Genomic DNA, 18,810 nt, shown 5'->3' on the forward strand with positions numbered 1-18,810 from the left:
CATCTGTGCACAGAGAAAGCAGGACGGGCCTGTGGAGAAGGCCCCGGCCGATCCTGCGAGGGATCGACCGCGGCCCGATTTTGCCTTCCGCTATGGGCGGGTGACGAAGGAGACGAGCTTCGGCACGCGCACAATCACCTTGATGATCTCGCGATCACCGATCGAACGGATGACCGCGGCGGCTTCCCGCGCCATCTTCTCCAAGTCTTCGCTCGAGATTTTCGGCGATACCTCGAGGAGGGTGCGCATCTTGCCGTCGACCTGGACGACCGCGGTGACCGATTCCTGCACGAGCAGGGTCTGCTCGGCCTTGCGCCACGGCACGAGGGCGATGCACGGCTCGTAGCCGAGGTGCTCCCACATGTCCTCCGCGGCGTAGGGGGCGAACAGGTTCAGCGCCATGGCGGTGGCTTCGGCGGCTTCGCGCACGGCGGCATCCGCTGGCCCGGCACCGGTATCGATGACCTTGCGGGTCGCGTTAACGAGCTCCATCAGGCGGGCGACGACGACGTTGAACTTGAACGACTCCACCAGGCCGGGTGCGTCGGACAAGAACCGGTGGGTGACACGGCGCAGGGTGACGTCGCCCGTCTTCCACTCCACATCGGGCGCACTCGTGACGTCGCGGGCGACGCGCCAGGCGCGGGCCAGGAACTTGGCCGAGCCGACCGGGGAAACGTCAGACCAATCGATGTCGTCTTCGGGCGGGCCGGCGAAGGCCATCGTGAGGCGTACGGCGTCAACGCCGTGGCGTTCGATCTCCTCGGTGAAGTAGACCAGGTTGCCCTTGCTCTTGCTCATCTTGGCGCCGTCGAGAATCACCATGCCCTGGTTGAGCAGGGCCGTGAACGGCTCGGTGAAGCTCACATAGCCCTCGTCGAAGAGGAACTTCGTGATGAACCGCGCGTACAGCAGGTGCAGAATGGCGTGCTCGACGCCGCCAACGTACTGGTCGACGGGCGCCCACTTCTCGGCCTCTTTCGGGTCGAAGGCCTTGGTGTCGTCCGTGGGGTTCAGGAACCGCAGAAAGTACCAGGAGCTGTCGACGAAGGTGTCCAGGGTGTCGGCGTCGCGGGTCGCCGGCGTGCCGTCGATCGGGTTCGGCACGTTGACCCAGTCGGTCGCGCCGCCGAGCGGCGACGTTCCCCGCGGCTTCAGATCGAGGCCCTCTGCCGGCGGCAGCAGCACCGGCAGCTGGTCTTCGGGAACCGGGATCTCTGCGCCATCGGCGCCGTGGATGATCGGGATCGGAGCGCCCCAGTAACGCTGCCGGGAAACCAGCCAGTCGCGCAGACGATAGTTCTTAGCCGACCGGCCGAGCCCGTCGGCGGCGAGCTGCTCGACGATGCGCTTGATCGCGGTGATCTTGCTCAGGCCGTTGAGCGGACCGGAGTTGATGAGGCGGCCCTCGCCTGCCAGAGCGATGCCGGTGCTGAGCGGGTCGAGCGCCGGCAGCTCTTCGGTGCCGTCGAGCATGCCCTGGGTGATCACCGGGATCATGCCGGTGGCCGGCGAGTTGGTGTCGACGACGACGCGCACGGGCAGGTCGAAGGCGCGGGCGAAATCGAGGTCGCGCTGGTCGTGGGCCGGCACGGCCATGATCGCGCCGGTGCCGTAGTCGGCAAGCACGTAGTCCGCCGCCCAGATCGGGAGGCGTTCCCCATTGACCGGGTTGATCGCGTAGCGGCCGATGAACACGCCGGTCTTGGGCCGGTCGGTGGCCTGACGCTCGATCTCGGTGCTGCGCTGAACCTGCACGAGGTAATCCTGGAAGGCTTCCTGCACCTCGGGCGTCGCCTCGGCGACGAGTTCAGCGGCGAGGTCGCAATCCGGGGCGACGACCATGAACGTCGCACCGAACAGCGTGTCCGGCCGGGTGGTGAACACGGTGACGCGTTCGGTGCGTCCCTCGACCTGGAAGTCGACATCCGCTCCGATGGAGCGGCCGATCCAGTTGCGCTGCATGTTGAGCACCTTGGCCGGCCAGGTGCCCTCGAGCTGATTGAGGTCATCCAGCAGACGGTCGGCGTAGTCGGTGATCTTGAAGTACCACTGGGTGAGTTTCTTCTTCACGACGACGGCGCCGCTGCGGTCGCTCGTGCCGTCGGCCAGCACCTGCTCGTTGGCGAGTACGGTCTGGTCGATCGGGTCCCAGTTGACCCAGCTGTCCTTGCGGTAGGCCAGGCCCTTCTTGTACAGCTGCAGGAACAGCCACTGGGTCCACTTGTAATATTCGGGGTCGCTCGTATGCAGTTCGCGGTCCCAGTCGAAGCTGGTCGCGTAGAGCTTCATGCTCTTCTTCTGCTGGGCGATGTTGTCGTAGGTCCAGCCGCGCGGGTCGATGCCCCGCTTGATGGCGGCGTTCTCGGCGGGCAGGCCGAAGGAATCCCAGCCGATCGGGTGCAGCACGTTGAAACCCTGGTGGCGCCAGTAGCGGGCGACGACGTCGCCGAGCGCATAGACCTCGGCGTGACCCATGTGCAGGTCGCCGGAGGGGTACGGGAACATATCGAGCACGTACTTGCGCGGGCGGGTGTCGCCCTCACCGCTCGTCTTGAACGGAGCGAGCTCCTCCCAGATGGGTTGCCACTTCGCCTGGATCGCGGCGAAGTCATACACTTCTTCGTCGCTCTCAACGCTCGAATCGATGCGGACGCTTTCGTGCTCGTGAACCACGTGACTCTCATTCATTGCAGGGGTTAGACATGATTGATACGAGGTGCACGCGCAACAAAGCGCCGGTGTACCCCCCTTTAGATTACTAGGACGCAGCGACTCCAAGGTCGCACAAGGCACGAAGCCTTCGCAGCTGGCCGCCCGGGCCGCCAGAGAGCCCGTCCATGTTGATTCAGGCGCAGCACGTAGGCTGAGCGAAATGAATGACATCCTCACGTGGATCCTCGACACCGTATCCAGCGTCGACCCGGTCGTTCGAACACTGCTGGCCTTTTTGGGCATGCTGCTGGAAACTTCAGTGCTGGTCGGCCTGGTCGTTCCCGGCGACACCATAGTGATCGTCGCCAGCACGGCGGTCTCCGGCCCGGTCGAATTTGTCACGCTCGTGCTCGCCGTGATCGTCGGCGCCCTGGGCGGGGAGAGCATCGGCTTCGCGCTCGGCCACCACTTCGGACCGTTCATCCGCGCGAGCCGGCTAGGCCGCCGCATCGGCGAACACAACTGGATTCGCGCCGAGAACTACCTCGACCGGCGCGGTGGTTTGGCCGTGTTCATCTCCCGGTTTCTGCCGGTGCTGCACTCCCTCATTCCGGTCACCGTCGGAATGAGCCATATGCGCTACCGCACATTCATGGCCTGGACCGTGCCCGCCTGCGTTATCTGGTCACTCGCCTATGTCACCGTCGGATCGGCGGCGGCCGGCGGCTACCGCGAGCTCAGCGGCAGCCTGCACTTCGCCGGCTACCTGTTCGTCGGCGTGATCGCACTGTTCGTACTCGCGGTGTTCCTGATCAAGAAATGGCTGCACCGCCGCGAGCTGCGTCACATGGACTAAGTCCGGGCGGGCAGGGTCACCCGGGCCGTCACCAGGTCGTCCGGCACCGGCGTGTGGGAAATGAGCAGCACGGCCCGGTAGGCGTCGGCCGCAGCTCTCAGCAGGTCACGCACGAGGGCATCCGCCTGGGCACTGTCGACGTTCGCGGTGGGTTCGTCGACGATGAGCACCGGAAAGTCGGCCAGCAGGGCCCTGGCCAGGGCAATCCGCTGAGCCTGTCCGCCGGAGACCAGGGCGCCGCGCTCCCCGACCCGGGCATCGAGGCCGCCGCGCGCTGCGACCCATTCGGCCAGTCCGACGCGGGCCAGCACGGCCAACAACTCGGCGTCGGTGGCAGTATCGCGGGCAAACAGCAGATTTTGACGGATGCTGTCGTCAAATAACCACGGGCGCTGCTCGCACAGTCCGACCACCCGCCGCACGTCGGTCTGAGCGAGCAGGCGGGCTTCGACCCCGTTCAGACGGTACGAACCGGTGTAGTCAAGAAACCGCACCAGGGCCTGCGCGAGGGTGGTCTTGCCGGCACCACTCGGTCCGGCCAGGTGCACCCGGTCCCCCGGCGCGAGCCGAAGGGTCACACCGGCCACGCCCGGTTCGGTCTGGCCGGGCCAGCTGGCACCCAGGTCGGTCAGTTCGAGCATGACCGGGGTTGCCCGCAACGGCCGGGGGTTCGGAACATCGACGGGAATCTCAGCCGGTGGCGAAGCCGGAACAACCTCGGCGACGCGCCGCCCGCTCACCCGCACCTGGCGCCAGGCCGAGGCGGCGAGCGGAATCATTCCGAACACCTCGAATACGGCCAGCGGCACGAGCACGGCGACGATGAGGGTCGGGCCGAGCAGGTCCGGGCTGAGGAGTCCGCCGCCGCCATTGAGCGCGGGTATGCCGAAGTAGAGCGCGCCCAGCGTTGCCGCACCGGCAAACAGCGCAACGACGGCCGATTGCACACCCACTCCGACCGAGCGGCGCAGGGTGGCCCGGCGCAGGCGCTCATCGGTGCGGGCGAGCGCGGCGAGACGCGGCCTGAGGGCGTCGAAGGCGGTGAGCACGTCGAGGTTCTCCACGATTTCGAGCACCTCATCGGCGAGGGTGCCGCGGAGCGGTGCGAGCTCCCGCTCTGCCCGGGCAGCGAGGCTGCCGGAAAAGAGGGTGCCGAGCACTCCGGCCAACAGCAGGCAGACGAGCAGGGTGATGCCGGCGGCCGGCACGATCAGCCAGATGCCGATCACGCTGAGCAGGGCGGTGATTCCCGCGACCAGCAGCGGTTGCACAACCCGCAGCGGCAGGTCCTGCAGGTCATCGACGTCGCGCACGAGGCGGGTGAGCAGATCGCCGCGCCCGGTCTGGGCCAGGCCGGCCGGGGCGACCGGAACGATACGACGAAAGATGCCCAGGCGTAGTTCGGCGAGTTGCCGGAATGCGGCATCGTGGCTGGTCAGGCGCTCCAGGTAGCGAAACACGGACCGAAAGATGGCGAAGGCACGCACGCCGACGACGGCCAAGCCCAGATAGGCCAGGGACGGCATTTCGGCGGCGCGGATAATGAGCCAGGCCGAGCAGGCCAGCAGCGCCACCGCCATGACGGCGCTCGTCACGCCGGCCAGCAGGCCTGGAGCGAACCAGAGCGGGCGCGGCTGGGCGAGCCGCAGTACGTCGCGCGCGGTCGGGCTCGGCGTCCGGTCAGACATGAATCAGCTCCTGCAGCTCGATCATATGGTCAGCTGCGGCCAGGACGCCCGGCCGGTGGCTGACCACGATCACGACGCGGCCCTGATCGGCCAGTCGGCGCAGCCCGGCCAGCAGGCCGGCCTCGGCGTCGACGTCGAGCGCCGAACTGGGTTCGTCCAGAATCACGACCTGGCACTCGGTCGCGAGGGCCCGGTAGATCGCCCGCGCGGCGGCGACGCGCTGCGCCTGCCCGCCCGAAAGCCCGTCGCCGTTGACCCCGAGCACCGTGGCCGGTGAAACCTCAGCGGCCCCCGCCCAGTCGAGGGCCTGAGCGACCAGAGTCCCGGTGGGCGTGCCCTGGCCAGCGGATGCCGCCCCCAGCGCCACATTCTCAGCCACCGTTCCCCGGACCAGGCCGGGTCGCTGGCCGGCCCAGGCCAGCCACGGCCGACTCGGCCCGGCTGCCACGGCAACGCCGCCGAGCGTCACTGCGCCGGTCAGGGGTACGAAGCCGAGCAGGGCGGCGACGAGGGTGGACTTGCCGACTCCGCTCACGCCGCGCAGCACGCTAATTTGCCCGGAGGCGAATTCGGCGTCCAGCCGGTCGATCACGACGGTGTCGCCGCGCCGAATAGACACGTCGACCAGGCGCAGCGCGCCGGCACCGAGGCCTCCCAGCGCGACCGGCGCAGCCGCAGGATCGACCGACGCCGGGGCATCCGCTTTATTGGAGTCGTCGTCGAGAATCTTGAACAGCTCTTCGGCAGCGGCCAGGCCGTCGGCCGCGGCGTGAAATTGCGCTCCGACCTGGCGCACCGGCAGAAACGCCTCGGGGGCCAGCAGCAGGACGAACAGCCCGACGCCGAGCAGCAGCTCGCCGTCGATGAGCCGCAGGCCAATCGACACGGCGATGAGAGCGACCGAGAGACTCGCGGCCAGTTCGAGCACGAAGCCGCTCAGAAAGGAGACCCGCAGTACCTTCATGGTACGGGTGCGGTACTGCTCGGTGATGGAACGGATGCGATCAAACTGACGGCGTTCCCGGCCGTAGATCTTGAGGGTGCCGAGGCCGCCGACCACGTCGAGAAACCCGGTGGAGAGGCGTTGCAGTGCCTGCCACTGGTCCTGCTGTACCGACTGGGTGACCCGGCCGATGAGAATCATGAACACGGGGATGAGCGGGATCACGATGATGACGGTGAGGCCGCTGGGCAGGTCTTGCCAGAGCATTACCGCGATCAGAATCGGCGTGGCGATCGCGGTCAGCAACAGCTGCGGCAGATACCGCGCGAAGTAGTTGTCGAGTGCGTCGAGGCCGGTCGTGACAACGGTCGCCAGGCGTGCACTCTGCTGCGAGGCGACCCAGTCGGGGCCGCGCTCGGCGAGCTTGGCCATGACCTTGGCGCGCAGCTGACTCTTTACCTGCGCCGCACCGCGGTTGGCCGCGACTTCCAGCAACCAGATCAGCAGAGACCGCAGCACAATGACCGCGGCCAGGGCGACCAGCGTGGGTACGATCTCAGTGAGGGGCTCCCCCGCCACCAGGAGGGTGATTGCTCGGGTGAGAAACCACGCGAAGGCGACGACAACGAGGGTTTGTGCGAACCCGAGCACCGCGCCAATGAGAAGAAACCGGCGCGCCGCTGAGGCATAACGAAGAAGGCGAGGATCCAGGGGGCGCACTGGCTTATTCTCCCACAGCCCGTGTCACGGGTGTGCTGGTCAACGGGGCACTCGTCAGGGGCGAGCTAGTGAACAGAGACCTCAATATGGGCCCGACCAATGCGCTTGCGGAACACCCAGTAGGTCCAACCCTGATAGAGCAGAATGACGGGCATTCCGATCAGTGCCGTCCAGCTCATCACACCCAGCGTGTACGCCGACGAGGAGGCGTTGGCGATGGTCAGGCTGTTGGCTGGGTCGTTACTCGCCGGCATGACCTCGGGAAACAGCGAAGCGAACAGGCTCAGCACGACCAACCCGATAGTGCCGGCCATCAAGCCGAATGCGAGCCGCTCGGCCCCGCGCAGGTTGGCGAGGAACGATGCGATCAGTGCACCAGCCGCCACGGCGGCCAGAAGAGCGGATGCCACGGTGCCGTAGGCAAAGACTGTCCACACCAGGAAGGTAGCCGCGACAACGATCGTCAGGATGCCGGCTTTGGTGGCGAGCTTGCGTGCCCGCAGTCTAATGTCACCCTCGGTTTTGAGCGAGATGAAGACCACACCGTGCACAAAGAACAGCAGCAGAGTGGTGACCCCACCGAGCAGGGCATACGGGTTGAGTAGGTCAAAGAAGGTACCGGTGTAGTTGTGGTTGACGTCGAGGTTCACGCCGCGCACGATGTTCGCGAAAGCCACACCCCAGAGCAATGCCGGAACGGCCGATCCGACGATAATCATGCCGTCAAACCATTTCTTCCACGAAGATTCGGGGCGTTGGTGCCGGTATTCAAACGACACCCCGCGCACGATCAGGGCCACCAGAATAAGCACGAGCGGGAGGTAGAAACCGCTGAACATCGTTGCGTACCATTCGGGGAACGCCGCGAACAACGACGCCCCCGCCACGATCACCCAGGTCTCGTTAAGGTCCCAAACCGGACCGATGGTGTTGATGAGAACGCGGCGATCGGTGTCGTCCCGGCCCAGGAATGGAAGAGACATGCCGACCCCAAAATCGAATCCATCGAGCACGAAGTACCCAACGAACATGACAGCGATGATCCAGAACCAAAGAATTGTGAGATCCATTTTGTATTCCCCTCGACCCGTCTTAATAGACCGTGGCGGTGTGCTTGACTTCGCCGGACTCGGCGTCGAGAACCGGAGCATCGTCCGGCCCCTTCTGAACGGCTTTCAGGATGAGTTTGAACTCGACCACCACGAGAATGCCGTAGAGCACCGTGAAGGCGATCAGGGAGATGAGAATTTCCACGCCGGTCACGCCGGGTGAAACGCCGTCCTGCGTTCTCAGCAGACCAAACACGAGCCACGGCTGGCGGCCCATTTCGGTGAATACCCAGCCGACCGTCATCGCGAGTAGCGAAGCGGGGAAGCTCCAAATAGCGAGCTTCCATACCCAATTCTGCTTCGGCATCCGTCCCTTGCGGGTGAGAAACAGCCCAACGACGGCCACGAGCATGTGTACGAGACCGAGAGCGATCATCCAGCGGAACGCCCAATAGGTGATCCAGATGGTGGGCGTGTAGTCGCCGGGGCCGTACGTCGAAACGTACTGCGCCTGCAAGTTGTTGATGCCCTGCACGGTGCCGTCGAAGGTGTGGGTCGAGAGGAACGAGAGCAGGTACGGGATGCGGATCGAGAAGAGTTCGTGCACACCGTCGGGCGTGCCGAGTGTAAAGAGGGAGAACGACGCGTTGGCTCCGGTGGCCGTGTGGTAGAGCGCCTCGGCGGCTGCCATTTTCATCGGCTGTACCTCACCCATCACGAGGCTGAGCTGGTCGCCGGCGAGAGTTGTACCAATGCCGGCCAGGACCATCATCCACAGACCGAATTTGAGAGCTGGGCGCATGGTCTCAAAATGCTGGTTACGTGCCAGGTGCCAGGCCGCCACCGAAATGATCAGGCCTGCCGACACCATGAAACACGCGAAGATGGTGTGCGGGAACGCCGCCAGTGCGATCGGGTTGGTGAGCAGTTCCCCGATGCTAGTCAGCTCGGCCCGGCCCTTCTCCGCGTTGATGGTATACGCGATCGGGTTCTGCATGAAGGCGTTGGCCGCGAGGATGAAGTAAGCCGACGTGATGCTGCCCATCACGGTGAGCCAGATGGTGGCGAGATGCACCTTCTTCGGCAGTTTGTCCCAGCCAAAGATCCACAGGCCGATGAACGTCGCCTCGAGGAAGAAGGCAAGGATGCCCTCGAACGCGAGCGGGGCCCCGAACACGTCACCGACGAAGCGCGAGTAATCCGACCAGTTCATACCGAACTGAAACTCCTGCACGATTCCCGTCACGACGCCCATGGCGAAGTTGATCAGAAAGATTTTGCCGAAGAAGTGCGTCAGCTGCAAGTACTTGGCCTTGTCGGTGCGCACCCACGCCGTCTGGAAGATGGCGACCGTGAGGGCCATGCCAATGGTGAGAGGCACGAAGAGGAAATGGTAGACGGTCGTAAGACCGAACTGCCACCGTGAGAGGAGTAACGGATCCAACCACTCGTTCATATGCCCTCCAGCATTTATTCGCATTACGCATAATTTCTACGCTGTGTAGAACACTACACTTCTACGCTGTGTAGAAACCTGCATATGACAGCAATTTTCTACGACACGTAGAAATTACAGTTCGACCGCGTAAGATGCTGCGTATGGCGAATTTGGGCGTGCTTGAGCGGCTTCTGATGGATGTCCTGTGGGACTCCCCCACACCGTTGACCGCCAACGACCTCAAGGATTCTTTGATGCGCCCGGGTCCTGCGACCAAGCCCACGAAGCCACTTGCGACCACAACCGTTCTGACGGTGTTGTCTCGACTTGAGACAAAGGGTTTCGTGACCCGCGACCGCAGCGTGCGCCCACACACGTACACCGCTGTTATGACCCGTGCGACCCACACGGCCGGGCTCATGCATGAGGTACTCGGGCAGGTGCCGGACCGCCAAGCGGCCCTCGTGCGGTTCATTGGAGGCGTCACCCCTCAGGAGGCAGACACGCTGCGCCAACTCCTCGGCGTTGCGACGACCGACAACCTCTAACTCCGCCAGACCTTAACTGCGATACCCATGATCATCAGCGCCGCCCTGCTTGGCGTCATCGCCGTGATTCTCGCTTGGCCTTTTCCGTTGGTGCTGGCCCGCTCGGATTGGCCCGCGCGCTCCCCGGACGTCGCCCTCGTGCTCTGGCAGGCCATCGCCCTGTCCGGTGGCATGTCGATGATCGGCTCCCTGCTGCTCTACGGTCTTGTCCCGTTCGGTAATGCTCTGCCACAGAGCGTCATCGCCCTCGGCTACAGCCTGCGGTCCGGCACTCTTCCGGCCGATACGCGTTTCACCCACGTGCTCGCGCTCGGGGCAGCTATTCTGCTCAGCACTCACCTGCTGTTGAATTTGGTCGCCACTTTCGTGCGCGCCGAGCGACAGCGACGCCGCCACTACACTCTCATCGCCCTGCTCAGCGATCCTCTGAACGGCCAACCGGGAATGCGCGTCATCGACCATCCTGCCCCGGTCGCCTATTGCCTTCCCGGTGCTGGTCATTCCGCGACGGTGCTGTCTAAGGGATTGCTCCGCCTGCTCGACGCCGACCAGGTGCGTGCGGTGATCGCCCACGAACGAGCCCACCTGGTTCAGCAGCATCACCTGGTGTTATTGGCCTTCAAGAGTTGGCACAGCGCCCTACCCTGGTTTCCCATCGCCAATCGCGCCGAAAATGCCGTGGCGCTCTTGGTTGAAATGATCGCTGACGATCGCGCACGCCGCGACGTGGACGACCGCACACTTGCTACCGCTATCGCGCTCGTGGGGCTGGGGCAACAACCGGAGGTCCTCGCCGCGGCGTCGGATGGCGAGTCGGACGAGCCATGGATCTCGTCGCCGGAGCGCGCACTCGTCGCTCCGCGGGTGTACCGGCTCATGAACCAGGCTCTTCCCCTGTCCCGCCTCGCCACCATGGCCGTCTTCGTGACCGCGATCGCGCTCGCCCTCGCCCCAGCCATCGTGCTGTTGCGGGCATAGACGCACAAAACCCTCACACCGCCCAAGAAGGGACGTTATGAGGGTTTTGGGTGAAACGATTCTGCTAGAAGAGGTTTGCCTTTTCGAGCCAGGCCGCCGCGATGGCCTCAGCGGACTTCTGGTCATTGACGCTCTCAGAGTTGAGGCTCACCAGGTCCTCAGCGCTGAGGGCAGCACTGATCTTGTTCAGTACCGACGCGGCCTTGTCGGTGACCTTTTCGGAAACCAAAGGCACGACGTTGTCCGAGAAGAAGAGACCATCTGGGTCGCTCAGGGCCACGAGCTTGTCTGACTTGATGTTGGGGCTTGCCGTATAAATATTGGTCAGCTGAATAGCGTTGTCAACAAGAGCCTTAACGGTCAGCGGGCCACCACCATCCTCAATCGGGGTGAAACCGGCGGTTTCGATGCCGTACTTCGCCTTGAGGGCGGCCGGCCCATACGGACGTGTCTCCAGCACAGAGGTGCCACCAACCATGAGCGGTTCGGTGACATTCTTCAGTGACGCAATGTCCGTTAGGTTGTATTTTTCCGCGAAGGCTTGGGTTACGGTCCAGGAATTCTGGTCTGAGGCCGCCGCTTTGTCCAGCACGCGCAGGGTAGAAGGAAGCGCCGCTTGAAGCTCGGTGTAGATCGCGTCGCTCGTGCCACCGACAGCGTTCGGTTCGAGTGCCTGCAGCAGGCTACCGGTGTATTCGGGGAATACATCGACGCCGCCTGCTTCCAGCTCGGGCAGGTACACCTCGCGCTGGCCTATCCGGAACGTGCGGTCGACGGTGAAACCGTTGGCCTCTAATGCCTGCGAGTAGATCTCGGCGATGATCTCATTGGAGTAGTAGTCCTGGGAACCCACAACGAGCGTGTCGGCAGCGCTTGTGGCGCCACTTCCACTGCCCAGGGGATCACCGGACGCGCACCCTGCGAGGGCTACTGCGGCCCCAACCGCGACCACACTGATGAGCGTGAGTCGGCCTTTTTTTGCTGTGAACATGCGTTTTCCTTTCATGATGGCGAATTCCATCACCGGGCCAGCTTGGTGAAACCGGCCCAGATGTCTGTGGGGCGTCCGGCCGCAACTCCGCGGGGAACAACCAATTTCTGAAGCACCGTAAAGATGCCCTCAAGCAGCAGCGCGAGCAGAATAACGAGAATGGACCCGCCCAGCATCTGCGCATAATCGAGATTTTTCAACCCCGTGAACAGGAAGCGGCCCAGTCCGATGTCGGCCACGTAGGCAGCGAGTGTGGCGGTGGCCACGATTTGCAGCGTGGCCGAGCGCAACCCACCCATCAAGAGGGGAAGGCTGAGCGGAAGCTCCACTTTGCGCACAATCTGCCCCTCCGACATCCCCACGGCTCTGGCGGCATCGATGGTCGCGCGATCAATCGCTTCAAAGCCGGTGTATGCCCCCGCGAGAATGGGTGGGATCGCGAGCACCGTGAGGGCCGCGTAGGGTGCGGTCAGACCGATTCCCACCGACAGAGCGACAAGCGTGAGCAACCCCAGGGTCGGAATGGAACGGAAAGCGCCTGCAGTTCCGACAGCCAAGCCACGCCCGCGTCCGGTGTGTCCAATGAAGAAGCCCAGCGGTATGGCGATGACGGACGCAAAGACAAGTGTGAGTAAAGTAAAGCCCAGGTGTTCCAATACCCGGATGCCGATGGCATTCGATCCCACATAGTTGGTCGGATCGAACAGCCACGCGACTGCATCTGCAAAGAAGTTCATGCCACCGCCTCCTTGTCAGAGCGCAACGGCGCGCGCGCCGTCGATGGCGCAGATCTCGTCCACGGCATGAGAAGACGACCGAGAAGAACGAGAGCCCCGTCCAGTGCCAGGGCGAGTACGACCGTGGCGATAATCCCGGCAATGATTTCCGCCTGGATGCCGCGCTGAAAACCGTCGGTGAACAGACTGCCCAAGCTCTGGGCACCAATGACAGCGCCCACCGTAGCGAGACTGACCGTACTCACTGCGACGACCCGCAACCCGGCCAGCAGGACCGGACCCGCGAGTGGAAACTCCACCCGCCAGAATTGGGTCCACTCGGAGAAGCCCACCGCCATCGCGGACTGTCGAACGTTTCGGTCGACGGAGGCGAGACCATCGGCCACCACTCGCACCATGAGCGCCACACCGTAGAGCGTCAGGGCGATGATGAGATTGAGCGGCGAACGAACGGTCGTTCCCACGATGAAAGGAAGCACAATGAAGAGTGGGAGCGAGGGTACGGCGTACAGCAGGCCTACGCCCGAGAGAATGATGCCGCGCCCAACGCGGAAGCGGTATGCCAGCCAGCCAAGGGGAACAGCCAGGAGAAAACTGAGGATGATGGGCGGAACGCTCAGCACGACGTGATCGAGAGTGCGATCCCAGATGAGGTCCAGGTTTGACCATATCCAGGTCACCGGGGATCCCCACCCTGCGCCGGGGCACCCGATCCCGCGAACGGGCCGGCCTTTACTTCGAGGGCGGTCTTTTCTTCGGGCGCGGCCTTTGCTCCAGCGGCGGCACTGGGGGACGTTCCACCCGCGAGTACGCCGGCGAGCCGTCCATCGGCGTCGACAAGCACGTCGCCGTCCAAGTGGGACTCGAGGTGCAGCACGCGTTTGCCGCGGTCTGCTCCGACAAAGGTGGCCACAAAATCGTCTGCCGGATTGGCCAGGATCTCCGCCGGGGACCCCACCTGGGCGATCAGCCCGCCGGTACGCAGAATCACCACCTGGTCGCCGAGCAAAAAGGCCTCGTCAATGTCATGCGTCACAAACACGACCGTTTTTCCGAGTTCCCGCTGCAGGCGCAGCAACTCCTGCTGCAGTTCCGCCCGCACAATGGGGTCAACGGCGCCGAAGGGCTCATCCATGAGCAGAATGTTGGGATTGACCGCGAGGCCGCGCGCCACTCCGACTCGTTGCTGCTGGCCGCCGGAGAGCTGACTCGGGTACCGGTTGGCGAGCGATCGATCAAGACCGACCGTGTCGAGTAACTGCAGAGCCTCGGCGCGGGCTCTCTTCTTGGGAATCCCCGATAGCATCGGCACGGTGGCGACGTTGTCGATGACCTTGCGATGGGGAAGCAGCCCCGAGTTCTGCATGACGTAGCCGATCCCACGCCGCAGTTTGACCGGTTCGAGTGTGCCTATATCGGCCCCGTCAATCTCGATGGACCCGCTCGTCGGGTCGACCATCCGGTTGATCATGCGCAGCAGCGTTGTCTTTCCCGACCCCGAGGTTCCGACCAATACGGTGGTTTTGCGCGAGGGCAGCACGAGGCTGAAGCCATCGACGGCAACCGTGCCGTCGGGGAACCGTTTGGTCACCGAGTGGAATTCAATCATCGTGGTGGCTCGCTCCTCGCATCAAGTCGGGTCAGACAAACCAGATGCTAACCCAACCACTTTTCTACGCGACAGGCAAAACAGATTGCGCAAAAAGAATTCATCCCGGAGCGAACAGGCAACCCACTGCCTCAAATTCCGACCACCCCACCGAGCAATGCAGCGGCAGATCGACGCAGAGCCGCTATGACGAGCAGAGGCTACGACGCAGCGGCGAGGAGTCTGAGCGCCCGCGGGCTGTAATAGCGGTCGAGGTACTCGCGCAACACCAGCCGACACTCGGCGATAAACCGTTCTTCACCGAGCGGCTCGCTGTGGAAAGCACGTGCCAATAGTGCGTCGGCCATTTCGACGGCGACTTCGAGGCGAAAGATGAGCTCCGGGCCTGCGGGCAGATTGAACTCGTTCACGAGCACATCAGCCAGGCGGCGGGCGAAGAAATCAACGTCGGCCGCGGCATCCGCTGCCGGCACACCGTCTCGGTCATCAAAGTTGACGATGCGAAAGCCGGGCTCTGAACGGTACAGACCGACGAAGGCCGTGACGACACAGTCGACAGCGTCCCACCAGGTGGTAAGGGTGCTTGCGCCGAGCTCGTCGACGACGCGCTGCCGAAAACGCACGACGGCACGCTCGTGCAGGGCGTGCAGAACAGCCACCCGGTCGGGGTAATAGCGATAGACCGTACCGATCGACGCACCGGCACGCTCAGCGATCATCGCCGTCGTGATGCGGTCGAAACCGACCTCGTCCACGACCGCAGCTGCGGCATCGAGCAAACCGGACAACCGTGCTGCGCTGCGCTGCTGAATCGGCTCAGCGCGCACCTGCTGTGGTGTGGCGCCAGCGTCTTCACCCAATAGGCCATTAAGCGGCATTTATCCCCCTTGAAGATAAGTCATCATCATACGGGGTAAAACCCCATTTATACATCTCTGATCGGGGGATGCACAGCAAGCATGGCAGAATGAGGGAGTGCCAGAGTCCCGAGACAACACGCCGAACGCGACCAGTCCCGTGCGAATCATGCACCGTGCCGCTCGGATCGAGGATTGGCTGCACGATCGGCGGGAACACTCCGCCCGTCGCCGCGGCTACCGACCGACCGTCATTCCGTATTCCGGCTATGGCTCCACCGGGTGGGTGCGCATTCTCTGCCGCGTTCTGCTGGCCAAGCCGGACAAGCCGGAAAAACGGCAAAAGCGTCCGAGAGCGGATGGCCGCGACGCCGGCATTCGAGGCTGGCGCAGCTTCACAAGCGTTCCGGTCAATGACGTCACGGTCACGATCGAGATCGATGGCCAAACCCATCACGTGCAGGCCGACCGGGGCGGGGTCGTCGACACCGTGGTGCCCGTGTCATTGCCCCCGGGGTGGCACGTCGCCCGACTGCACACCGAATTCTCCGACGTTCAGCACGCCCCCATCTTCATCGTTGCCCCAACGGTCGGCTACGGTGTCGTTTCTGATGTCGACGACACCGTCATGGTCACAACCCTCCCCCGGCCCCTGCTGGCAGCCTGGAACACGTTTGTGCTCGACGAGCATGCCCGGGTGCCGACCCCAGGCATGGCGGTCTTTCTGGAACGGCTCGCGTCGTTCACCCCGGGTGCTCCGGTCATCTATCTCTCGACCGGAGCCTGGAACGTGGCACCGACCCTGTCCCGTTTTCTCTCCCGCAACCTGTACCCGGCCGGGGCACTGCTCCTGACAGACTGGGGCCCGACACACGACCGCTGGTTCCGCAGCGGGAGTGCCCACAAACGCGACAACCTGCGGCTGCTCGCCGAACAGTTTCCGCAAATCCGCTGGATTCTGATCGGTGACGACGGCCAGCACGACGAAGCCATCTACAGCGACTTTCAACGCGACTACCCCGGAAGCGTCGCCGCCGTGGCCATTCGCCAGCTCTCTGCGAGCGAGGCCGTGCTCGCCGGCGGCCGTTCCCGCGACGCCGTGCTCATCGAGGGCGGCCCTGAGGCCCCCTGGGTGTACGGCCCCGATGGGTCCAGCCTGTCCAGCCAGTTGGCCGAGCACGGCCTGATTTGAGCCCGGCCTGATCTGAGCGGCTTTGACAGGACCAGCGATTGTGATCGCGTTGGGTTACCCCGCGGTGCTCTGATCCATGCTCATGCGGCGCAGCACCAGGTTCTCGACGACCTGGGCCAGGCCGTAGAGGGCGAGCGAGACAATGGTGATCACCACGACCGAGGCCCACACCTCGGAATTCTGCACCTTGGCGACAGCGGCGACGATCGAGTTGCCGAGGCCCTGGCCGGTGGTCAGCCACTCGGCCAAGAGTGCCCCGGTGATAGCGCCGGGCACCGAGATCTTCACCGCGGCGAAGAACGAGGGCAGGGAGCTCGGCAATGCCACCTTGCGCAGGGTCGTGACGGCGCTGCCGCCGTAGACCGTGATCACATCGCTGATCTGCGGTGAGGAGGACCGCAGACCGAAGGCGATGTTCACGAGGGCGGGGAACAGAACGACGATGGCGCCCATCACGACCGCGGTGGTGAGTCCGCGCCCGGTGATGAGGCTGATGATCGGCACGAGGGCCACGAGCGGCACCGACCGCAGCAGCAGGGCGATGGGCATGAGGGCATGCTCGATACCCCGCGACAGGGTGAACACGACCGCGAGCAGCAGGGCACAGGTGAGCCCGGCGACGAACCCGAGAAAGGCGTCGCTCAGGGTCACCACGAGGTTGCCCAGAATGAGGGCCCGATTATCGGCGGCCTCGGGAACGGTGACGAGCCAGGTCCAGACGTCGAGGGGTCCCTTGGCCAGGAAGGGAGAAATGTCCAGCACGAGGAGCAGTGCCTGCCAGGCGAGCAGCACGAGAATGAGGGTGACGAGCCCGGTCAGCAGTCCGCGCAGTACGGTCGTGACTGCGACTCGTGCGAAACTCATCGACTGCTCCGTCCGGTCGTCCACGGCGTGGCGAAACGCACTATGACGGCGAAAATCGTGTAGCCGAGCCCCGCGGTGACTCCTGCGACGAGCGCGAGGCTCCACACCCGGTCGACGTTGGCCGTTGAACCGGCCACGAGCATGGCGATGCCGAGGCCGCGGCTGACCCCGCCGAGGTACTCCCCCAGGATCGCCCCGATGAAGGCGGCCGGCGCGGCGATCTGCAGCGCCGTCAGCACACTGGGCAGCCCCGCGATCAGGCGCACCTTGCGCAGCTGCGTGAATCTGCTGCCGCCGTACACGGTGATGAGGTCGAGGCTCGCGGCATCCGCTGCCTTGAGACCGACCAGGGAACCGATCACGGTCGTGAAGAACACGGATATGGCCGCGAGAAAAACCGCCGTCCCCGCCGGGTCGCCGGCGCTCGGCGCGCCGATCACGATGTAGGCGATCGGGCCGATGGCGACGATCGGGATGCAGTAGGTGATCACGGCGATCTGCATGGCGATCTTCTCGATGCGCGGCAGCAGCAGCACGAGGCCGGCGAGGGCCAGGGCGAGCCCGTTGCCCCAGGCGAAGCCGATGAGCGCTTCGAGCACGGTGACGCTGACGTGCGGCAGGTAGAAGGCCGGCCCATCGCTGAGCAGTTGACGGAGCACATCCAGCGGGGTCGGCACCGCGCCGCCCGGCATCGAGCCGACCTCGGCCAAGACAGTGACGGCGCTGATCCACCACAGTGCGACAACGCCGGCGACCCCGATCAGCCCGGTCGCCCAGGCGGGCAGGGCGCGCAGCGAACTTCGAATCACTGGTCGTCGCCCTGCACGGCGGCATCGCTAAATAGCAGGTCGGAGGCACGGTCATGCAGGGAGTGAAACTCGGGCGAACGCATCATCTCCGGCAACCGGGGCCGGGGCAGGTCGATGTCGATGACTTCCTTGACCCGACCGGGACGTGCGCTCATTACCGCGACGTGGTCGGAGAGGAAGATCGCCTCGGCGATTCCGTGGGTGACCAAGAGCGTGGTGGCCGGCTTCTGGGTCCAGATGCGCAGCAGCTCAAGGTTGAGACGCTGCCTGGTCATGTCGTCGAGGGCCCCGAAGGGTTCGTCGAGCAGCAGCACCGAGGGTTTGAGTACAAGCGACCGGGCGATGGACACGCGCTGCTTCATGCCGCCGGAGAGCTGCGCGGGCTTGGCCTTCTCAAAGCCCTGCAGTCCGACGAGGGCGATCAGTTCATCGATGTAGGCATCGTCGACGGGAATGCGAGCGACTTCGAACGGCAGACGGATATTCGAGCGCACGCTGCGCCAGGGCAGGAGGGCGGAATCCTGGAAGGCGATGCCGAGCTGGTGCCCGCCACGCAGCTCCTGCGGGCTCTTGCCGTCCACCCTGGTCGTGCCACTCGTTGGCTGCTCGAGCCCGGCGAGGATGCGCAGAATGGTGGATTTTCCACACCCGGACGGCCCGAGCAGGGAGAGAAAACTGCCCATGTCGGTGTGCAGGTTGGCATTGTCGAGGGCGACGACCTCTTTGCGCCCGGCGGCGAAGACCTTGTGCAACTGGGAGATATGCAGGCCGGTTCCCGAAGCGGCCGCCTCCGCCTCGGCGCGGACCGCTGAATCACGAACACCGGCATCAGTACTACTCACGTCTTCTTACTCCTTAGCGGCGACAGCGATTGGT

17 protein-coding genes are annotated in these 18,810 nt (G+C 64.3%); 4 read left to right on the forward strand and 13 right to left on the reverse strand.

Annotated elements, in window-relative coordinates; translation table 11 throughout:
* Window positions 1-90 precede the first annotated feature (90 nt).
* Entirely contained in the window at window positions 91-2,676 is a 2,586-nt protein-coding gene (leuS, locus tag E3T43_RS06050; RefSeq protein WP_370449885.1) for a leucine--tRNA ligase, read from the reverse strand.
* 199 nt (window positions 2,677-2,875) lie between these two features.
* Between leuS and E3T43_RS06055 the strand changes: the two genes are divergently transcribed.
* Window positions 2,876-3,511, forward strand: coding sequence for a DedA family protein (locus E3T43_RS06055; RefSeq protein WP_092450475.1), 636 nt, complete (start codon window positions 2,876-2,878; stop codon window positions 3,509-3,511).
* Here E3T43_RS06055 and cydC read toward each other — a convergent pair.
* The 4 genes from cydC to E3T43_RS06075 form a co-directional block, all read right to left on the reverse strand.
* On the reverse strand, window positions 3,508-5,199 hold the full coding sequence (gene cydC, locus E3T43_RS06060) for a thiol reductant ABC exporter subunit CydC (RefSeq protein ID WP_134471696.1): 1,692 nt from the start codon (window positions 5,197-5,199) through the stop codon (window positions 3,508-3,510). The genes E3T43_RS06055 and cydC overlap by 4 nt on opposite strands.
* Window positions 5,192-6,862 (reverse strand): thiol reductant ABC exporter subunit CydD, encoded by a 1,671-nt coding sequence (gene cydD / locus E3T43_RS06065; protein WP_134471697.1) that lies wholly within the window; start codon window positions 6,860-6,862, stop codon window positions 5,192-5,194. The genes cydC and cydD overlap by 8 nt, the downstream gene beginning before the upstream one ends.
* Window positions 6,863-6,927: 65 nt before the next feature.
* Window positions 6,928-7,932, reverse strand: a complete 1,005-nt coding sequence (gene cydB, locus E3T43_RS06070; protein WP_134471698.1) for a cytochrome d ubiquinol oxidase subunit II — start codon at window positions 7,930-7,932, stop codon at window positions 6,928-6,930.
* A 22-nt stretch (window positions 7,933-7,954) separates the two neighbouring features.
* Entirely contained in the window at window positions 7,955-9,367 is a 1,413-nt protein-coding gene (locus E3T43_RS06075; RefSeq protein ID WP_134471699.1) for a cytochrome ubiquinol oxidase subunit I, read from the reverse strand.
* 143 nt (window positions 9,368-9,510) lie between these two features.
* On the opposite strand from E3T43_RS06075, the gene E3T43_RS06080 reads away from it, so the two are divergent.
* Both E3T43_RS06080 and E3T43_RS06085 read left to right on the forward strand, forming a co-directional pair.
* Window positions 9,511-9,897 carry a BlaI/MecI/CopY family transcriptional regulator gene (locus E3T43_RS06080; protein WP_134471700.1) on the forward strand — a complete coding sequence of 129 codons (387 nt, stop codon included), beginning with the start codon at window positions 9,511-9,513 and terminating at the stop codon, window positions 9,895-9,897.
* Window positions 9,898-9,924: 27 nt separating this feature from the next.
* Window positions 9,925-10,875 carry a M56 family metallopeptidase gene (locus E3T43_RS06085; RefSeq protein WP_134471701.1) on the forward strand — a complete coding sequence of 317 codons (951 nt, stop codon included), beginning with the start codon at window positions 9,925-9,927 and terminating at the stop codon, window positions 10,873-10,875.
* A gap of 64 nt (window positions 10,876-10,939) precedes the next feature.
* Here the strand turns inward: E3T43_RS06085 and E3T43_RS06090 are convergent, their stop codons facing one another.
* The 5 genes from E3T43_RS06090 to E3T43_RS06110 form a co-directional block, all read right to left on the reverse strand.
* On the reverse strand, window positions 10,940-11,866 hold the full coding sequence (locus E3T43_RS06090) for an ABC transporter substrate-binding protein (protein WP_134443096.1): 927 nt from the start codon (window positions 11,864-11,866) through the stop codon (window positions 10,940-10,942).
* 29 nt (window positions 11,867-11,895) lie between these two features.
* Window positions 11,896-12,603 (reverse strand): ABC transporter permease, encoded by a 708-nt coding sequence (locus E3T43_RS06095; protein ID WP_092450489.1) that lies wholly within the window; start codon window positions 12,601-12,603, stop codon window positions 11,896-11,898.
* Window positions 12,600-13,283 (reverse strand): ABC transporter permease, encoded by a 684-nt coding sequence (locus tag E3T43_RS06100; RefSeq protein ID WP_134471702.1) that lies wholly within the window; start codon window positions 13,281-13,283, stop codon window positions 12,600-12,602. The genes E3T43_RS06095 and E3T43_RS06100 overlap by 4 nt, the downstream gene beginning before the upstream one ends.
* Window positions 13,280-14,212 carry an ABC transporter ATP-binding protein gene (locus E3T43_RS06105; protein WP_134471703.1) on the reverse strand — a complete coding sequence of 311 codons (933 nt, stop codon included), beginning with the start codon at window positions 14,210-14,212 and terminating at the stop codon, window positions 13,280-13,282. Before E3T43_RS06105 ends, E3T43_RS06100 begins: the two co-directional genes overlap by 4 nt.
* A 200-nt stretch (window positions 14,213-14,412) precedes the next feature.
* On the reverse strand, window positions 14,413-15,090 hold the full coding sequence (locus E3T43_RS06110) for a TetR/AcrR family transcriptional regulator (protein ID WP_134471704.1): 678 nt from the start codon (window positions 15,088-15,090) through the stop codon (window positions 14,413-14,415).
* Between the two features lie 148 nt (window positions 15,091-15,238).
* Here E3T43_RS06110 and E3T43_RS06115 point away from each other — a divergent pair, with 148 nt between their 5' ends.
* Entirely contained in the window at window positions 15,239-16,261 is a 1,023-nt protein-coding gene (locus E3T43_RS06115) for an App1 family protein (RefSeq protein WP_134471799.1), read from the forward strand.
* Between the two features lie 54 nt (window positions 16,262-16,315).
* Here E3T43_RS06115 and E3T43_RS06120 read toward each other — a convergent pair whose 3' ends face one another.
* From E3T43_RS06120 to E3T43_RS06130, 3 genes are read right to left on the reverse strand one after another with little or no spacing between them, the layout of a single operon-like run.
* Window positions 16,316-17,125 (reverse strand): ABC transporter permease, encoded by an 810-nt coding sequence (locus tag E3T43_RS06120; RefSeq protein WP_134443098.1) that lies wholly within the window; start codon window positions 17,123-17,125, stop codon window positions 16,316-16,318.
* Window positions 17,122-17,934 (reverse strand): ABC transporter permease, encoded by an 813-nt coding sequence (locus E3T43_RS06125; protein ID WP_241978840.1) that lies wholly within the window; start codon window positions 17,932-17,934, stop codon window positions 17,122-17,124. Before E3T43_RS06125 ends, E3T43_RS06120 begins: the two co-directional genes overlap by 4 nt.
* Window positions 17,931-18,776 carry an ABC transporter ATP-binding protein gene (locus E3T43_RS06130; RefSeq protein ID WP_134471705.1) on the reverse strand — a complete coding sequence of 282 codons (846 nt, stop codon included), beginning with the start codon at window positions 18,774-18,776 and terminating at the stop codon, window positions 17,931-17,933. Before E3T43_RS06130 ends, E3T43_RS06125 begins: the two co-directional genes overlap by 4 nt.
* Between the last annotated feature and the right edge of the window lie 34 nt (window positions 18,777-18,810).

Origin of the sequence: Cryobacterium sp. Hh7, from assembly GCF_004403155.1 — a bacterium.
Taxonomy (GTDB): domain Bacteria; phylum Actinomycetota; class Actinomycetes; order Actinomycetales; family Microbacteriaceae; genus Cryobacterium; species Cryobacterium levicorallinum.